Origin of the sequence: Thalassospira profundimaris, assembly GCF_003326675.1 — a bacterium.
Lineage (GTDB): Bacteria > Pseudomonadota > Alphaproteobacteria > Rhodospirillales > Thalassospiraceae > Thalassospira > Thalassospira aquimaris.
This window is the reverse complement of the sequence record NZ_JPWF01000004.1, coordinates 236,654-252,267: the sequence shown is the minus strand read 5'-3', so window position 1 is coordinate 252,267 and position 15,614 is coordinate 236,654. Positions and strand designations below refer to the sequence as shown.

The window sequence follows — 15,614 nt, the reverse complement described above, 5'->3', positions numbered from 1 at the left end:
CATGCACGCGCTTATTGCGCGGTTCTTTCCGAAAGTGTGGTGCTGTCGGTATCTTTCAATGCCGGGCTTGGTGCAATCGGAAGACCGTTTTCATCGGTTTGCAGATGAACAACGTCAACAATCGCCCCTTCCTTGACCCAGTCATGACCAACCACGATCAGTTCAAACTCCTGGGGCAGGCCGCCAATCCAGACGCGTTCACGTGAACCACCCTGAAGCTCGACCGGAAGGAATGCGACCTCGTTGCCCTCGGTGATGGCGCGCACGCCAAGTTCACCTGCATCATTAAGGGTCAGAACCGATGGCAGAACCTGATGGGCGCGTTTGGTGCCGACCGGGATTTGCAACTGTGCGGTCATGCCATCAGGAATGCGCAGATCGGCATTGTTGATTTCGACCTCGACCCGGAAGGTGCGGGTATTGTTGTCCGAAACGCGTGCAGTGTATCGCACCACACCGTCGTGGCGGGTGCCGTCATACAGCATCACACTTGCCAGTTGGCCCGGTTCAATGGCGCTGATCGAATGTTCGGGCACCTGTGCCACCACCAGCATCGGATCGGACTGGATCAGAGTTGCGACAGTATCACCGACCGAAAGAAGATCACCGACTTCGGCCGGGCGATTTTCGACGATGCCGTCAAACGGCGCCCGGATTTCGGTATTGTTCAGCTCGGTGCGTGCAATGGTCAGATCCGCACGGGCCTCTTCAAGAAGGGCAAGCGTCTGGGCCACACCGGTCTTGGAGCGGTAATTCTTTTCGGCAAGGCTTTTGGCGGCGGAATGTTCAAGTTCACGCTGGGCGACAAGGGCGCGGGCCTTTTCGACACGGGCAAGACGATCATCAACCGAAAGCTTGGCGATCAGATCGCCCTTCTTGACGCTTTGCCCCTTCAGCGCGCCGATCTCGGTAACGCGGGCCTCGGTTTCCGAACGAATATCGACGGAAATGGCTGCTTCGGTGCGGCCTGAAATGCGCAGATAGTCGACATGGTCGACGGCCTTGCTGGTGATGGCGCGAACACTGGCGCGCGGTTTGGCCGGTTCTTCGGTGACCTGCTGTTCGGACGGGTTTGCGGCCTCTGCGGTATCCTCACCGAGATAGGCGCTGCCGATCCAGACCACTGTCCCCAAAACCAGCAAAATTGCGATCAGGCGTGAAGCATTCATCTTACTATTCCCTCAATATTCCGATGTCGGAATGCGTCATTGGTACTTGTTAAAGGCACGTCTTATGCGTGTTTGTTCAAGTTTTTGCGGGGAAACCCCGGCCATATTCGTCCTGGATCAGTCTTTGCGCGACTTGAATTTGCGCAGATCGTCAAGCAACCCCTGCTTGTTTTCACGGATGAATTTCAAGGTTGCCTCGCACATGGCCTGTCCCAGACCGGCAACAAAACAGCAGCCGGGCCGTGGCGCGCCGTCGTCATCACGGCCATAGGTCGCGATCACACCTGGCTTGTCCTCGTTTTCCGGATCGATCTGCTGGTTCATCAATTCATGACGGGCCGCAAATTCATCAATCAGGGCTTCGGTCAATTCAATCGGCATCTCTTCGGCAAAGGTTAGCATGAACAGAATGTCAGAACGATAGCGGTCCTCGGCCGGGCGTGTTTGCAAAAGCGTACGCAGGAATGTCCGCCGTCCTTCGGAGGTCAATTGATAGACCTTCTTGTCCGGCCGGTTTTCCTGTTCGTGCTCAACAAAGGTGACAAGCCCGTCTTGCGTCAATTTGGTCAGTGCCGGGTAAATGGAACCAAGCGATGCGATCTGAAAATGGCTGAAGGTGCCATCTTCGAACATCTTGCGGATTTCATATCCCGTTGCCTCGCCGCCCATCAAAGCGCCCAGACAAAGTGTGCGTACGTCCATCGTTCGTTCTGTGTCCTTGTAACTTCCCCCGAACTGATCGCGGCTTGACGGGGGAAGGTGTCAAAATCGCTATATCAGTTCGATATATGTCGGACTATCATATATCGAACTGATACAGTCAATCGATTATGATGGAAATTTTTGTGACGATGTTTCTATCCGGACGATCAAGAGGCATGGTCTGTTACAAATCGTGCGCCGCAATCGTCCTGATCAACGCCGTCTGACAGGAATATGCGCAAAAGCCCGGAATGCTGCGTCCGTTTGTGCATAGTCGGACGCCTTTTGTGTCCGAATGTGTCTATTGAAACGATATAGTTGGATTACATCTTTGGGATGTGACCGGAACAATACCAGTTTATCAGGAGCTTTCCGGAATGACCGGTTGGATGAATTACGTAAGCATCACCGTGGCGGTGGTCGGACTGATACAGGCGATATTCCTTTGTCTGATTTTACGTTCCGAAGGGGCGCGCGCATTTGGTGCCAACCGCTGGATGATGGTTTTTATTTTTGCGATTGCCTGCAATCTGATCGAAGACGTGATCGAACAATTCATTCCTGAAGGCCTTGCTGTATTGCTGGACCTGTTCTTTGGGCCGATCAACTTTGTCATCGCGCCGGCCATTTATCTTTATTTCCGCGAGATATCAGGCAATCCGTCACGTCATCCATGGATCCATGCCATCCTGCCGTTTATTGTCTTTAACCTGATTGCCTGGCTTATTACCCATCATGACGGCGGCGATATTGTTTTGCGTGGTGGGTATAATGTGCGGGAACTGATTGCGGCATTTTGCTGGACCGCAATCTTTGTGCAGATATCGCTTTATATTACCTTGTTGTGGCGGGTGACCTGTCGCTACTTCCAGCAGACACAGGAACAGCTTGGGGCGGACCGGGATGCGATGCGGCGCTGGATTGCAGTGATTATCGGTGGTTTGACGCTTGTGTTTATAACGGTTGCTGTTGGCAAGATCGTCGAACTGTATAATCCCCGAGATACAGAGATGTTTGGCACCGAAATAGCGTTTGCCGCAGTTTTGTTTGCCATGACCTATGAAATCGCAACAAGACCGGCCTTGTTTGTCATGGCCGACTGGCCATCAGATGCGGATATCGAGGACGAACGCACCAGCCAGGCAGAAGGGCGGTTTCATGTGCAATCCGCGCCGCGTCCGGGACCGGTATCCTTGTCACCGGGGAACGTGGCGCAGGTATCCGACGCATCAGCTGGGGAAAAGGTGGAGAATGTCGGGGCGGCCAGACAGAGCGGTGCGCCAGGTCCTATCCGTCCGTTGCTTGACGAAGACGGGGTGGCCCGTACGACCGCACAGCTTGAAGACATTCATAAACGCGGGGATATCCTGCTTGATCCGCTGGTGTCCTTGCCCAAGCTTGCCCGTGCGGTTGGCGTGACGCCCAATCAGCTGTCCTATGTCCTTAACCACCATATTGGCCAAAGCTTCTTTGATTTTGTGAACAGTGCCCGCATCGCCGAGGCACGCGCGGTATTGTTGCTGGAGCCGGACCGCACCATTCTGGATATCGCGCTGAGTGTCGGGTTCAATTCGAAGTCGACCTTTAATCTGGCCTTCAAGAAAATCACCGGCGAAACGCCCAGTGCCGTGCGCGAAGCGGCGGCTGCGTCCGAAATGGCATCCGAACGACCGGATGCGCAGCACAGGACGCCGGAGGCCATCTGACAGGGCTAGGAGTCCTGTATCTCAACCAGATACAGGATGCTTTCCATGTCAGAGCCAGTTACTTCCGGCCGTTCGGGCAGCCCGGCGGCGGTTGCGCGCGCACGTTCGGACGATTTGCAACATATCCAGCGTCGCCGCAAACAGATCATTCGATTGGGTGCTGCGGCCCTGTTGGCGTTGGCGGTGACAAGCCAGGCTGTGCTGCCGCCCGATAGCTTGGGTCGCGATATGATCGAGGGGATCGGGATTGCGGCGATTGTGCTTTGTATTTTCGGGCGCGGCTGGTGTGCGCTTTATATCGGCGGGCGCAAAAAGACCGAACTGGTGATGACCGGACCCTATTCGATGTGTCGCAATCCGCTTTATGTTTTCAGCATCATCGGTGCCTTTGGGGCAGGTGCGCAAAGCGGCAGCATTATGATGGCGCTGATTTTTGCAATTGGTTGCTGGTGGGTGTTCCGGTCTGTGGTGCGGCATGAAGAACGGTTGTTGCGCGACCGGTTCGGGGTTGTGTTTGCCCGCTATGAAAACTATACGCCGCGTTTTCGCCCGACCTGGTATCGCTGGCAGGATGAAGAAACCCTTGTCTGTCATCCGTCGCTTTATCTTTGCACCATGCGCGATGCCCTGTGGTTCCTGATTTCGGTTCCGGTATTTGCAGGGGTAAAATTGATGCAGGAACTGGGATTGGTAACGCCCCTGATCATGTTGCCGTGATCAGGGTGCAGGATGATTGGGAAGATGCGCAGGGACGCGGGCAGTCTGGCACTTGGGCGCTCGGGCGGATCAGGTCATCAGGCGGCGTTGTTTTCAGGCATCCCGCCAAAGGATTTGATCATCTGGTTACGTTCATCTTCGCGCAGCGGATCGGAATCAAGGGCAAGGGCGGCTTCAAGATCGCGCGGGATTATCTTGATGCTGTCACCCCATCTTGCCCGATCATCATCGGCCCAAAGATGAAGTTCGGATTCAAGCTTGATGTAACTTCGCGTGGCGGCACTGCTATCTAGCTTTTCGAGTGTATCGACCTCGTATTCACCCGCCGAAAACAATCCGTCATAACCCGACAGATGGAACGGATGAAAGAACGTCACCGTGCGGTGGGTTGTGCGGGTAATGCTCATGATCATGGCTCCTTCGAACATCCGGAAGATGACCAAGGGCGGGCTGATCTGTTTTTTATTGTGATATCGCACCCGTCGGGTGATCTGTCCGGCCATTTGACCAGACCTTCCGGCAGTTACACAGGGCGCTTATGTTCGCGGGTTTGCATATGACCCGTCAGACATTTCGATGAAGCACCATCAAGCCGGTTTGATCATCACATGCGCGACCGGCTTGCATATTATATATGGTGTGCAACCTGCCAAAACGCAAATCGTGCCGGATTGGCGATGGGCCGGGCCAGTGCCGGGCAGTGCTGGGCCGTCCGATGCGGCCTGATACAGCCACCCGGTACAGTCCGCGTCTTGCAGGGCTTGCGGGGCATCACACCCCGCGCAGATTGCCCCAGACATGCACATGCCATTGCGGCAGAACGCGGACATCAAACCATTGGCGTCTGGCAACTTCATCGACCAGCCAGCGATAGCGTTCTGTCAGGCCTTCGATATCAACACCGTTTACACCATCGGGATGGGGTTCGGCCGGGGTGGTGTTGACCGGCTGCAAACAGACCGGAATGCCAATGTGAATATTCCTCACATAATCGGCAAACATCAAATCGGCCTCGTCGCGGACCGGGAATTTAAGGGTGATGGCCGGACCATCCAGCATCCCGTTTGCCTGTGCCGCATCAATGCAGGCACGCAGGGCATCGGGATCAAAACTGGTCGAGGAGCTTGGCGGCTTGGGGCTGATTGTCAGGTAATTCAGATCTGCAAACCAGTCCTTGGCGATGCTGCCCTGGGTTTCAATCGCAAAACTGAAACCTTCGGCCTTGCCCATGGCAATCAGGGTGCCGAGTGGCTGGATCGCCGGATTGCCACCCGAAAGGGTGATCAGGATCGGTTTGCCGCCCGAAAGCTTTTTGACCGCGTCCAGAACCTCGGTCGCAGTCATCGGTTTCCAGTCGGCGCGAAAGGCCGGATCAACCGCATAAAGCGTATCACACCAGGAACAGCGAAAATCACAGCCGCCCGTGCGCACAAACACGGTCGGCACACCAATCAATGCGCCTTCACCCTGTACGGTCGGGCCGAAAATCTCGGAAATACGGATTTTGCCGCGATGTTCCGACATTTCCGCGATTTGCGGATCAATAACCGTCATGGACGATATTCCGCCCAGGTTTTCGGCGTTTCGGAAACGCGTACTGCGGTGACTTCGGGCCAGCGATCATGCGCCCATTCATAAAAATACAGGGCAAGATTTTCCGCCGTCGGGTGATCATGGGCCAGAACTTCGTTCAGATGACGATGATCAAATTCATCATCAATCAGGCGCTTAAGCGGGCCAAGTTCGCGGTAATCGCGCACAAAACCACGGGCATCAAGGGTCGCACCTTTCAGTTCGACCTCGACGATATAGTTGTGCCCATGCAGGCGCGAACAGGGGTGATCGGCATCCAGTCCTGCCAGTTGGTGACTTGCGGAAAAGGCGAATTGTTTGGTGATGGTGAACATCAATCTGTCTTTCATGGCGCGACAGGCCGGGTGCAAGCCGGATGGAGTCCATCGGCGCAAGCCCGGTCAAATCACGGTATTTCGGGAATTATTCGGCGGCGTTACCGGGCGCAGATGCAGATGCAGATGCGGGCACATGTGCGGCAAGCTGACGCGCACGATGTTCGGCACGGGCCTGTTTCCAGTAATCGCGATCGACATAAACGGTCGGGTCCTTGACCCGTGCGAGTTCAAGCGCCTCGCGCCGTTCGACACAGGTGCCGCACCGTCCGCAATGGGTTTCCCCGCCCTTGTAACACGACCATGTCAGATCAACCGGAACGCCAAGGCGACCGGCCTCAAGCGCGATATCGGCCTTCGATACATTGACAAACGGGGTATAAAGTTTGACGTCCTTGACACCTTCAAGGGCGTGGTCCTGCATCGCCTGGAACGATTTGATGAAATCGGGACGGCAATCGGGATAGATGAAATGATCCCCGCCATGAACCGCAGCGGCAACCGCATCGGCACCGGCACTGGCGGCCGCGCCAAAGGCCACGGCAAGCATGATGGCATTGCGGTTGGGAACGACGGTCACGCGCATGGTTTCTTCGGCGTAATGGCCATCGGGCACATCGATATCATCACTGGTCAATGACGATCCGGTCAAAAGCGCGCCAACCGGGGTCAGATCGACAATGTGATGCTTTACGCCAAGATCGCGTGCAGTGCGCGCGGCGAAATCGAGTTCCTTTTTATGGCGCTGGCCATAATCGAACGAAATCAGGGAGTGCAATTTATGCTCGGCCGCGACCTTATAGGCCAGCGTGACGGAATCCAATCCGCCAGAGCAGACGACAATCGTCTTCATAATCATATGTCTTTCGTGTTTTTAACCTGGTGCTACGACAGGGAAGCGATCATCGCTTCAGGGCGGGCATTTGCCACGCCGTGCCCCAAAAGGCAAGCATAAATCGCTGCATGCAACCATGCGGTAGAGTAGTTTCCGTTTAGGTTGCATCGTTTTGTTCGTGTTTGGCGAATTGTTTGGCAAGGCACAGCGCGCAAGGACGATGCGGGGCATCGTTCAAGCGATGTAACGCCGCAAAACATCGCCAAACCGAACCCTGCGGGCCGGGACATTCTTCTGCCCCGCAGCGTCAAGGATCTTGACCGTAGGACCGCTACGCTCGGCGATCCTTTCCTTGCTGGACAGAAGAATGACTCCGGCAAAACGGTTCAATCTAAACGGAAATTACTCTAAACGCAGGAATGCTGCGATTTTTGCGTTAATTTATGGCGGGGTGGCCGGGGTGGTCAGGCCCGCTTGCCACTAAGCACATGAAAACAAATCGGAACCTGAAAATGCCCGTCTTCGATATAGGGCGAAAGTGTTTCAAACATCGCCGCATCAATCGCACCGCGATCCATATCCGATGCACGGCGCAACACATTGCCAAACAGCATATCCATTTGCGGCTTCCAGAACGGAACCTTTTCCGGGATGCGTCCGGCCGGGCTGTGGCTTGTCGCGGTAATGCCGGTAAAGCCCGCCGCCTCAAGCCGCATCATCGATTGATCGGGATGACCAAAGGCAAAGGGATTAATTCCCGCCTTATCAAATCCGATGCCCAGAATATTGCCCAGAACCGCATCCATTGCGGCAAATAACGGGTTATCGACCATCGGTGCCCAGACCATATAAACCGCCCGTCCGCCGGGCCGCAAAACCCGGTGGCTTTCCCCCAGTGCCCGGTCGGGATCATTGCAAAACATCACGCCAAACCGGCACGACACCACATCAAAACTTTGATCGGAAAACGGAAGCTTTTCCATATCGGCCGGGATCACGGAAATATTGCCAATGCCCTCATCCGCCGCACGGGCGGCCAGACCATCACACATTTCCGGAACGATATCGGATGCCGTCACATGGCCGGAAAGACCGGGTGTGTTCGCGCTAACATCATCTGCGGTCGCGGCATTGCCGCCAAGTACACGGGCAAAGGAAAAGGCAGGTTCGCCAACACCGGATGCCAGATCAAGCACATCAAGCGGCGCGCCACCCCGCAACCGCGCCAGACCGTCAAGATCAGCCGCCTCGATCAAATGGCGATTGATCTTCTCGGCCGCCGGGGCAAGCCGATCCGCCCAATTGATCCAGTCCGAGGAAAGGTGATGCCAGGTGGTTTGGCTTTGCATGGTCGTGACGCCCCGTTTCTTTGTTTTACGGTTGCAGAGAATAAGAGAAAACATCCCCTGAACAAAGGCAGAGTTGAGACATTCTTGCCCTCACACGGTTTGAAGTTGTTCGTCGATGACATATGTCGATGGAGAATTCGGGGCATGGCGACGCCAGTTGATCAGCGCATTACGTTACGGAAAATTGCCGGATCGGTCATTTTGATCGTATCGACCTGTGTCTTGTATGGGGTGTTTGTCTTCACCCTGTTTGCTGGTTTTACCGCCGATATCCAGCGGGATTTTCTTGGGCGGGAACTTGGCGCATCAACACCGGGCAAGCTTGAACGAATTGTTCTGCAAAGTTATCTGGAAGCGGGTTTGCGACAGGATTTGCAACGGTTGCGGCGCGATCTTCGCGGGCTTGAAACCGCCTCGGTCGGGAATGCGCAAGTCGGGCTTGGCTTGCGCAAGGATGCCATTGCCGGATGGTGGGCGGCCTATGACAAATATGCCGAACTGCGCGAGACGGTGGCGGGCAATCGGGCGGCGTTTGATCCGGGCTTTGTCGCGGATTTGAATGATGGCGTGAACCGGGCCTTTGCACTTGTCACCGATCTTGAAGTTTCCGGGCTTGAGGTCGGTAGCCTTGCGGCTGGGGACGGGAATGCGGTTTGGCAGGATGACATTCCGCTTGGCCTGCTTGATGTGCCGTTTGGCGAAGAGGATGACGATGCCGAACGCCGGGCGGCGGGCATCCACATCATGGTGGAGCTTCGCCGGGTGATCGAACAGATGCGGTTTGCCCCGGATGTTGATCCGGCATTTCAGGAACGGATAGAAGCCGAGGTCGAACGCATTCGCGCTGTTGCCAAGGCATTTGATGCAAAAAGTGTACGCGCACAGATCGAATGGACCAATATCCGTGCGGGCCGTGCCCATGAAGACCGGCTGCGCGCCAAGCTTAATGCCGATATTGCCGAAACATCGGGCGAGATTGAATTGCTCGAACGCGAAGGCGGGGCCGAATATCGCGCCCTTGTCGCGCTGTTTGCCCATCCGGTGGGCAGCGCGCTTTTTTACCTTATTCAGTTACCAACCATCATGCTGACGCTTCTTGTCACGGTCGCCGCAGGCGGACTTGGCGCGGTGGTGGCCTTTACCCGCGATAATTTTACCAGACGGACCAAGATGTTTGAGGGCGATGGAGTGGCCCCGGCGGCTGGTGAGGCAGTCGAAGCAGATGCGATGGACGAGGGCACAAATACCAATGCGAACGCGGCTGCGGATGTATATCCCGGCCTCGAACCCGGTCTCAGTCCCGGTGCGGATGCAGATGGATGGGCGTCGGTCGCCCGCTTGCTGGTCCTGACCGGAGAAGGAATTGCCGCCGCAATCGCGATTTTCCTGTTTACCGAGGCCGGGATGTTGATGCTCACCCAAGGCGGACCCGATGGCACCGGACAGGTCGACATCAGCCCCTATCTTCTGACCTTTATGGCCTTTGTTTCGGGCTTTATGGCGGAAGACGCTTTCGCGCGGATCCAGTTCGCGGGGCAGAAATTGTTTCGGGTTACGGGTGATCGTGAGCCGAAGTAGAGTGTAGATCTGTAATCAAAAAAATTAATAATAAATATTTATTAATCAAGTGCAAATCACCAGTGTGATAATTATTTATTCGGGTAAGAAATTTCTTAAACTTTCTGTTCTTTTTGGTCTTTGAACTAAATAAAATTTTTCTTAGTTGATATCGGATGTTGCATTGTCAATTTCTGATTTTTTATTTGTGTGTGTATTTAAGTTGTGCCTCAGGATTTGTAGTCCTTGACCCATTTGCGATAGAGTGTTTCATCAAATCTTGCCAGTGAGAGTAGCTTGGCAGATTCATCAACCATGGCATCGTAGATATGCGGCGCCTCAGATAGTACTTTGTCTATATTTTTTCTGCTTTTGATGCGACTGATAGTTTTCGTCGCTAGCGAGCACTTTGATTGCTCTGCTATATCATCTTTGCCCTTTGCAAGCAGATAAGGGTCACTTCCTATATCGAATGTAGGTTTGCACTTTATGCATATTGAAATAATGTCATCTTCTTCGTTTTTATTCGAAACGTTGTAGCTGAATATGCTTTCTAGCTTAACATTCGTTGGTGGTCTGTGTTCCTTTAGATTGGAGAAAAACCAATTACACAAACTTGTAGTAAAAATGTTAAACAACCCGCTCGGATCAGCGACGGCATTATCAAGTTCATCTTTGCAAGAGATCATAAAATTAATTTGAGATGATGATTTGAATTCCTCGCATTCGTTTAGGGTCGACAGATATTGATCTGTCAGTGTTTCAATAACTTCTTGATGGATATTGTCTCTATCGGTTCTTGTTGTCAAAAATAGTAACCAAGGTGATAGGGATTTGCTTTGGATTCCTAGTAGGTTGTATATGGCGTTGTAGTAATTATTGCCGCCTTGATTCGGTCTGTTCTTTCCAACACCATCGCAGAGATCGAGATTTACAATTGTAAATGGCCCTTTTTTCCGTGCTTCCTGATAGGCAATGGAGCTAGTGCTTGAGAGACTATTAAAGTCATCCCAGCTAACATTAGAGCTGTCATCAATAAACTGGTTTGATTTTACTTCATGTAAAGAGGTATTGAGTTCAATTCTCTCTGGGCCATCTACTTGTGCTTCTTTGTTGAACCCCAAAAAACGCAATTTAATATTATTTTTTGACAGTATTTCCTCGGAGAAATATCTAATATCTATTAATTCTTTTCCCGGTAGACCAATATAATTTATCGGCTGGTTAATATTAGGGTTGTCTTCAATTAGCTTCTTAATCTCAGAAGCCCACTGATTTTTTCGAACAAACTGTTTTCTGGGACGATGCCAAGCTTGGAATTCCTTTTTCAAGGGAATATCGTGCTTGTACTCACTATCACCAACGATCTCATCGAGGAAATCTGTCATACGCGATTGTTCCCTTCTTTTAGCTTTCTGCGGCGATCATGATCTCGTGAATCTCTCGCAGAAGGCTTTTTTGCTTAGAAATTGGGAGTTGCTCTAACAAGCCGTAAGATGCAAGTAATTGAATTATCGCTTTTATTTTTTCTTCTTCAATTTTTTCTTGATGAGCAGTTTTTAAGGTTCGTTTGTTTGGTCGTGGTTGAATGATTTCTTGCTTTGGAAAGCGAAAGGAATCTGTTCTAACTTTGCTTTCAAAAATGTCACCGTCGGTTAATGCTACCGTTGGGGGGGCGGAAACCATGTCATCATGTTCGCGTCGCCATGCTTTTTGAGCAACCTGTTGAATCTGGGTGATAGATTCTTCACGGTTGGAGTATCTGTTTGTCTCTCGTAACTTTGCCGCATATTTCTTTTGCGCGGTTGCCAGCTGGCGTATTGCGCTGTGAAGCCATTTTGTAATGAATACGTAATGCGGATGCGCATTGTTAAATGACTCTCTGTCGATGTTGAGAGCGCCGTCCAGCCCATCGTGAACAAAGATCTCGCAAGTGATTTGACGTAATCGAGTTTGTTCAGAAACTTGGTATTTCATGAATGTTGAATCGAACAAAGTTCCACTTGAGCCGTGAATGCGTATTAGTGCTCCTTGGTGGTCAACCGGTGCAATTTTAGGAGTCCAAAATAGGTAGGCTTCAAACGCTAAAGGCCCACCAGTGATTTCAGCGGGGTGTGGTGAGGCGTAAGTGTCGCACTTGCCAATAAATATTAGGGGATGAGTTATTGCGTTTTGGGTTTGTGGCAAATCTCTGTATTTGATGGGCCGTGCAAGGGAAAGATCGTCGATTCTAACATTGAAGTGACCATAACTCTCTTTGTGAGCTGTAAGCCCGAGTTGCGTCGCCGGGGAGGTAGATTCCTCGCTAAGCTCGGATGCGTGTCCTTTCGGTTGATTTGACAAGCTGTAGTACTTTCCGGACGTCTCTTCCTTGGTGAGGCTGAATAGATGTCCATCAACATAAGGTAGAGGCACGGCCAAACTTAACTGCCAGACCATGTTCAAGTAGTAATCGAAAATTCTATCTAGTTTGGGATTTGGTGTTGTTACACCTATCTCGTCCCAAGCCGCTTCGACAAGCTTCTTGAATGCTTCGGTGGGGGTGTCGGACTGATCCCAAGGTAAGTGATCGAACTTCTTCTCGCCGCTAAGGTCGCTCGTTCCTACTAATTCGTTTTCATTCTGTCCAAAATTTACGCGTCCTATGTGGTATTTTGGTGCATCGACGGAAATGCTATCCTCGTCTGCCGATTGTTCAGCTTGATCTACGGCATTCCAGATATCAGCGCTGCGCAACGTGTCGATAGCTTGTTTCCGGATCTTAGTTAGGATGATTGATGTTCCGTGCGTGGCTGTATCATTTGCCCTCTCTCTCCAGATGGTGACCTTGCCGGACTCAAATGTATTCTCTCCATTTTCGTTGGGCTTGGTATCACTATCGGAGTATTGCTTTAAGACTACTGTGGCAATTGTTCTAAATGGATCGTCTTTTATTTTTGTGATTATTTGGAAACTCTGAGACAGCTGAGATACAGAGAATAAGCCTATGCCAATCTTTCCAATTAACCGTCTACCTTTTGGGCTCCGCAACGGGTCACTATTAGATGTGACACCTAACTCTTTGCCGATCTGACTTCGCTTAGCGCTACCCCCGATATGATGTATCAGATGAGCCAAAGCTTCAGGCGACATTCCGTGACCGTCATCTGAAATCGTGATTCTCTGAAAACGCGGTGCATCCGTGTCGATGATTACTTCTGTCGCATCGGCATCATAAGCATTTGATATTAGCTCTCTCAAAGCAGAGCCTGGTTGTCTATAAATTCCATCCGTTACTCGGGCAATCACCCTTTCATCGGTTTGCAATGTGGTCTGAACGTAATTTTCAGCATTGACGCTTTGCCGGATCGAGTTCGCGAGCTGTTGATCTTTTGTTATATTGGGGGCAGCGTCATGTGTGTTTTGCATTATCGCGCTCCAATAAAGTTGTCCTCAGTGCAATAGCGACGCTCTTCGCCATAGGAGGGGGGACAGCATTTGACACTTGTTCAACTTGTTGCGACAGCGTCCCAGAAATCCTGAAGGTCTCAGGGAAACCTTGCAAAAGCATGGCTTCATAGATGCTAAGGCGTCTATGACCAGAAGGGTGCACATGTATCTCTCTATTGCCATAGGCAACCGTTGGGCTTGGTTTGTCCCAATCGAGCTTCCGGAAACTGCGTCCGTTTGAGGCAGTTTCTGCGGATTGAGTGAATTTCTTTGATTTGGGCTGCATCGTCCAATGGTTAGGATGTTCTGCAAAAGTTCTAGGATCCGCGTTTCGATGAAAATAAGTGGGTTCTGGTAGCCCAAATATTGCATCGCGTACGGTAAACATTTGCTTTGACTCTTCAGGTTTCAACTTATTAAGTTTCAGGTCTTTATCCGCGGATACCAGTAAAACTCTCTCACGATTCTGAGGTGTGCCAAATTTAGAAGAATTTAGAATATCATTAAAAATTACGCGACCAATTCTCTTTAATTTATTTTCGATGTAAGAAAAGTTCTTTTTGTGTTTCTGATCTTTGATTCCAGGTACGTTTTCAAGTAATACAAAATGAACATTATAGTTCTTTTTTATCTCGTCGATTATCTTTAAGTAAATTTTTGCTAACTTGTTTCTGGGGTCATCTGCAGAAGACTTGGTGTTTGCTCGCGAGAAACCTTGGCAAGGAGGGCCTCCAATAATTGCAACACTGGCATGTGATGGAATTGTCCGTTTTATCTCTGCAACAATGTCCTTCGGAGCAACTTTCGTGAAGTCTTGCACCTGCGCATTACATTCAGGGAAATTTTGTTTATGAGTTTCGATCGCTGCTTCAAATGCGTCGAAAGCGACTGCGATTTTGAAGCCGGCTTGCTTGAAGCCGTAGTCTAATCCCCCGGCGCCGCAAAACAGACTAATAATCGTAGGAAGGGCAAATTCCGGCTGGCTGGTTTGATACGGAACAGGCGGACATGCCGTTGGGCTCTGTAGCATTTTCGTGTTTGCCGCCATTAAATTAAATTTCCGCTAATCTAGGTTGAGCTTAACTGATGTATCTACGCTGTACAATCTAAAATTGTATTATGCGGATCCGTCTCATTTTCAATAAGCATTGCTCCACACACAGGCTTTTAAGTGGGAGAGTTCCTGTGCGCAAGTTGCTTGAGGTATTCTACTGGCAGAGGGCGAACAAGTCAGGCAAAAAGCTTTAACTTTCGTGAGTGAATTAAACATTGTTCGGTCACGTCCAATACACAAAAAAAACCGGCACCAAGGGAGCCGGTTTTTTTGTGTGAACGAGATGTTTGGAGGGTTATCCCAAGGTGCCGTAGCGCGGTGTGTTGCGCTGTGCGCTGGTTGCGGCTTCGGCGTAAGCTTGGCTGGCCTGTGCGGTTTGGGTGATCTGCGATTGCAGGACCTGTTCATCGCGATCCGGTGCGGTTGCCGTTTCGGCGGCTTCTTCGGATGCGCTGCTGTTAAACAGTTCGGTCAGGCGCTGTTCGATCGATTTCAGGCCTTCGTTCAGGCGTTCTTCGGTCTCGTTGATATTGCCATTGATCTGTTCATTGAGGGCACCAAGGCCTTCAAGGAATTCGCGGGCGTCATCAAGACCCTTCTGGATGCCTTCGCTGGCCTTGTCGAAAATCTCGCGGGCTTCGGATTCCGAGCCGGCATTGGCGGCAATCAGATCGCCAACGCGGGCAAGAATACGGTCTGCCACGGCCTCGGGCGTATAGTCGCCCGGATCGACATTGCCGATTGAAATGCCGGTCGACGACAGGCTTTCATTAATTGCGGAAACAACCTGATCCGCGGTCAGGCGGTTGGCCGACGCGGAAGACAGGGAAACAGACGTTGCCGCAGCAAAGGCCGACGTGCCGTTATTGCCGGTTTTTTCAGAGTCACTCTGACCGGGCAAATAGGACTGGGCCGAGCGCACAGAACTACCAGATTGAGCGCCGGTTTGCTGGGACGTCAGGCCGCCAATGGTGATATCCATAGTCGTCCTCCCTGGACGAGAACTTTTGAGAGCTGTGCTGTCAATCAACACTTTTTCCAAGCAAAGGCCGCACGGCAATTTCCTGTGCGAACAGTTACTTGGTAAATATCATCCCCTAATATGGCACGGGACGGGTGAAAAATCCAGTCCTGTTGCACAAGTTTCGGTTGATGCGGGTGCAATGCCGCCTTGCAAAAAGTGGGGGCA

14 protein-coding genes are annotated in these 15,614 nt (G+C 51.6%); 3 read left to right on the top strand and 11 right to left on the bottom strand.

All coding sequences use genetic code 11. The annotated features are described in order from the left end of the window. Positions 1-11: 11 nt before the first annotated feature. The gene (locus tag TH19_RS07730) at positions 12-1,169 is read right to left on the bottom strand and encodes an efflux RND transporter periplasmic adaptor subunit (RefSeq protein WP_114101752.1); all 1,158 of its coding nucleotides are present in this window, start codon (positions 1,167-1,169) and stop codon (positions 12-14) included. Positions 1,170-1,286: 117 nt separating this feature from the next. Continuing rightward, positions 1,287-1,871, bottom strand: coding sequence for a PadR family transcriptional regulator (locus TH19_RS07725; protein ID WP_114101751.1), 585 nt, complete (start codon positions 1,869-1,871; stop codon positions 1,287-1,289). 377 nt (positions 1,872-2,248) lie between these two features. Here TH19_RS07725 and TH19_RS07720 point away from each other — a divergent pair, with 377 nt between their 5' ends. Both TH19_RS07720 and TH19_RS07715 read left to right on the top strand, forming a co-directional pair. Next, entirely contained in the window at positions 2,249-3,577 is a 1,329-nt protein-coding gene (locus TH19_RS07720) for a helix-turn-helix domain-containing protein (RefSeq protein ID WP_114101750.1), read from the top strand. 45 nt (positions 3,578-3,622) lie between these two features. Further along, positions 3,623-4,294, top strand: coding sequence for a methyltransferase family protein (locus tag TH19_RS07715; RefSeq protein ID WP_114101885.1), 672 nt, complete (start codon positions 3,623-3,625; stop codon positions 4,292-4,294). A gap of 77 nt (positions 4,295-4,371) precedes the next feature. Here the strand turns inward: TH19_RS07715 and TH19_RS07710 are convergent, their stop codons facing one another. The 5 genes from TH19_RS07710 to TH19_RS07690 form a co-directional block, all read right to left on the bottom strand. Next, complete coding sequence (locus TH19_RS07710) at positions 4,372-4,701, bottom strand: hypothetical protein (RefSeq protein ID WP_114101884.1); 330 nt, start codon at positions 4,699-4,701, stop codon at positions 4,372-4,374. 364 nt (positions 4,702-5,065) lie between these two features. Further along, positions 5,066-5,848, bottom strand: a complete 783-nt coding sequence (gene queE, locus TH19_RS07705; RefSeq protein ID WP_114101749.1) for a 7-carboxy-7-deazaguanine synthase QueE — start codon at positions 5,846-5,848, stop codon at positions 5,066-5,068. Continuing rightward, positions 5,845-6,216 (bottom strand): 6-carboxytetrahydropterin synthase QueD, encoded by a 372-nt coding sequence (gene queD, locus TH19_RS07700; RefSeq protein ID WP_258547866.1) that lies wholly within the window; start codon positions 6,214-6,216, stop codon positions 5,845-5,847. The genes queE and queD overlap by 4 nt, the downstream gene beginning before the upstream one ends. A gap of 73 nt (positions 6,217-6,289) precedes the next feature. Beyond that, entirely contained in the window at positions 6,290-7,054 is a 765-nt protein-coding gene (gene queC, locus TH19_RS07695; protein ID WP_114101882.1) for a 7-cyano-7-deazaguanine synthase QueC, read from the bottom strand. Between the two features lie 446 nt (positions 7,055-7,500). Further along, a complete protein-coding gene (locus TH19_RS07690; RefSeq protein ID WP_114101881.1) occupies positions 7,501-8,385 on the bottom strand; it encodes a class I SAM-dependent methyltransferase in 885 nt (294 codons plus the stop codon). A 144-nt stretch (positions 8,386-8,529) separates the two neighbouring features. Here TH19_RS07690 and TH19_RS07685 point away from each other — a divergent pair, with 144 nt between their 5' ends. After that, on the top strand, positions 8,530-9,963 hold the full coding sequence (locus TH19_RS07685; RefSeq protein WP_114101748.1) for a hypothetical protein: 1,434 nt from the start codon (positions 8,530-8,532) through the stop codon (positions 9,961-9,963). Between the two features lie 209 nt (positions 9,964-10,172). Here the strand turns inward: TH19_RS07685 and TH19_RS07680 are convergent, their stop codons facing one another. The 4 genes from TH19_RS07680 to TH19_RS07665 form a co-directional block, all read right to left on the bottom strand. After that, positions 10,173-11,330 carry a PP_RS20740 family protein gene (locus TH19_RS07680; protein ID WP_114101747.1) on the bottom strand — a complete coding sequence of 386 codons (1,158 nt, stop codon included), beginning with the start codon at positions 11,328-11,330 and terminating at the stop codon, positions 10,173-10,175. A 19-nt stretch (positions 11,331-11,349) separates the two neighbouring features. Beyond that, positions 11,350-13,350, bottom strand: coding sequence for an ATP-binding protein (locus TH19_RS07675; RefSeq protein ID WP_114101746.1), 2,001 nt, complete (start codon positions 13,348-13,350; stop codon positions 11,350-11,352). After that, positions 13,334-14,419 (bottom strand): DNA cytosine methyltransferase, encoded by a 1,086-nt coding sequence (locus tag TH19_RS07670; RefSeq protein ID WP_220151705.1) that lies wholly within the window; start codon positions 14,417-14,419, stop codon positions 13,334-13,336. The genes TH19_RS07675 and TH19_RS07670 overlap by 17 nt, the downstream gene beginning before the upstream one ends. Before the next feature lie 301 nt (positions 14,420-14,720). After that, on the bottom strand, positions 14,721-15,407 hold the full coding sequence (locus tag TH19_RS07665) for a DUF5610 domain-containing protein (protein WP_114101745.1): 687 nt from the start codon (positions 15,405-15,407) through the stop codon (positions 14,721-14,723). Positions 15,408-15,614: the final 207 nt, after the last annotated feature.

Excerpts from the sequence above, each read along its gene's own strand:
- TH19_RS07680 (WP_114101747.1), bottom strand. The coding sequence starts at position 11,330 with ATGACAGATTTCCTCGATGAGATCGTTGGTGATAGTGAGTACAAGCAC.
- queE (WP_114101749.1), bottom strand. The coding sequence starts at position 5,848 with ATGACGGTTATTGATCCGCAAATCGCGGAAATGTCGGAACATCGCGGC.
- TH19_RS07685 (WP_114101748.1), top strand. The coding sequence starts at position 8,530 with ATGGCGACGCCAGTTGATCAGCGCATTACGTTACGGAAAATTGCCGGA.
- TH19_RS07730 (WP_114101752.1), bottom strand. The coding sequence starts at position 1,169 with ATGAATGCTTCACGCCTGATCGCAATTTTGCTGGTTTTGGGGACAGTG.
- queD (WP_258547866.1), bottom strand. The coding sequence starts at position 6,216 with ATGAAAGACAGATTGATGTTCACCATCACCAAACAATTCGCCTTTTCC.
- TH19_RS07725 (WP_114101751.1), bottom strand. The coding sequence starts at position 1,871 with ATGGACGTACGCACACTTTGTCTGGGCGCTTTGATGGGCGGCGAGGCA.
- TH19_RS07690 (WP_114101881.1), bottom strand. The coding sequence starts at position 8,385 with ATGCAAAGCCAAACCACCTGGCATCACCTTTCCTCGGACTGGATCAAT.
- TH19_RS07710 (WP_114101884.1), bottom strand. The coding sequence starts at position 4,701 with ATGAGCATTACCCGCACAACCCACCGCACGGTGACGTTCTTTCATCCG.
- TH19_RS07670 (WP_220151705.1), bottom strand. The coding sequence starts at position 14,419 with ATGGCGGCAAACACGAAAATGCTACAGAGCCCAACGGCATGTCCGCCT.
- TH19_RS07675 (WP_114101746.1), bottom strand. The coding sequence starts at position 13,350 with ATGCAAAACACACATGACGCTGCCCCCAATATAACAAAAGATCAACAG.
- queC (WP_114101882.1), bottom strand. The coding sequence starts at position 7,054 with ATGAAGACGATTGTCGTCTGCTCTGGCGGATTGGATTCCGTCACGCTG.
- TH19_RS07715 (WP_114101885.1), top strand. The coding sequence starts at position 3,623 with ATGTCAGAGCCAGTTACTTCCGGCCGTTCGGGCAGCCCGGCGGCGGTT.
- TH19_RS07665 (WP_114101745.1), bottom strand. The coding sequence starts at position 15,407 with ATGGATATCACCATTGGCGGCCTGACGTCCCAGCAAACCGGCGCTCAA.
- TH19_RS07720 (WP_114101750.1), top strand. The coding sequence starts at position 2,249 with ATGACCGGTTGGATGAATTACGTAAGCATCACCGTGGCGGTGGTCGGA.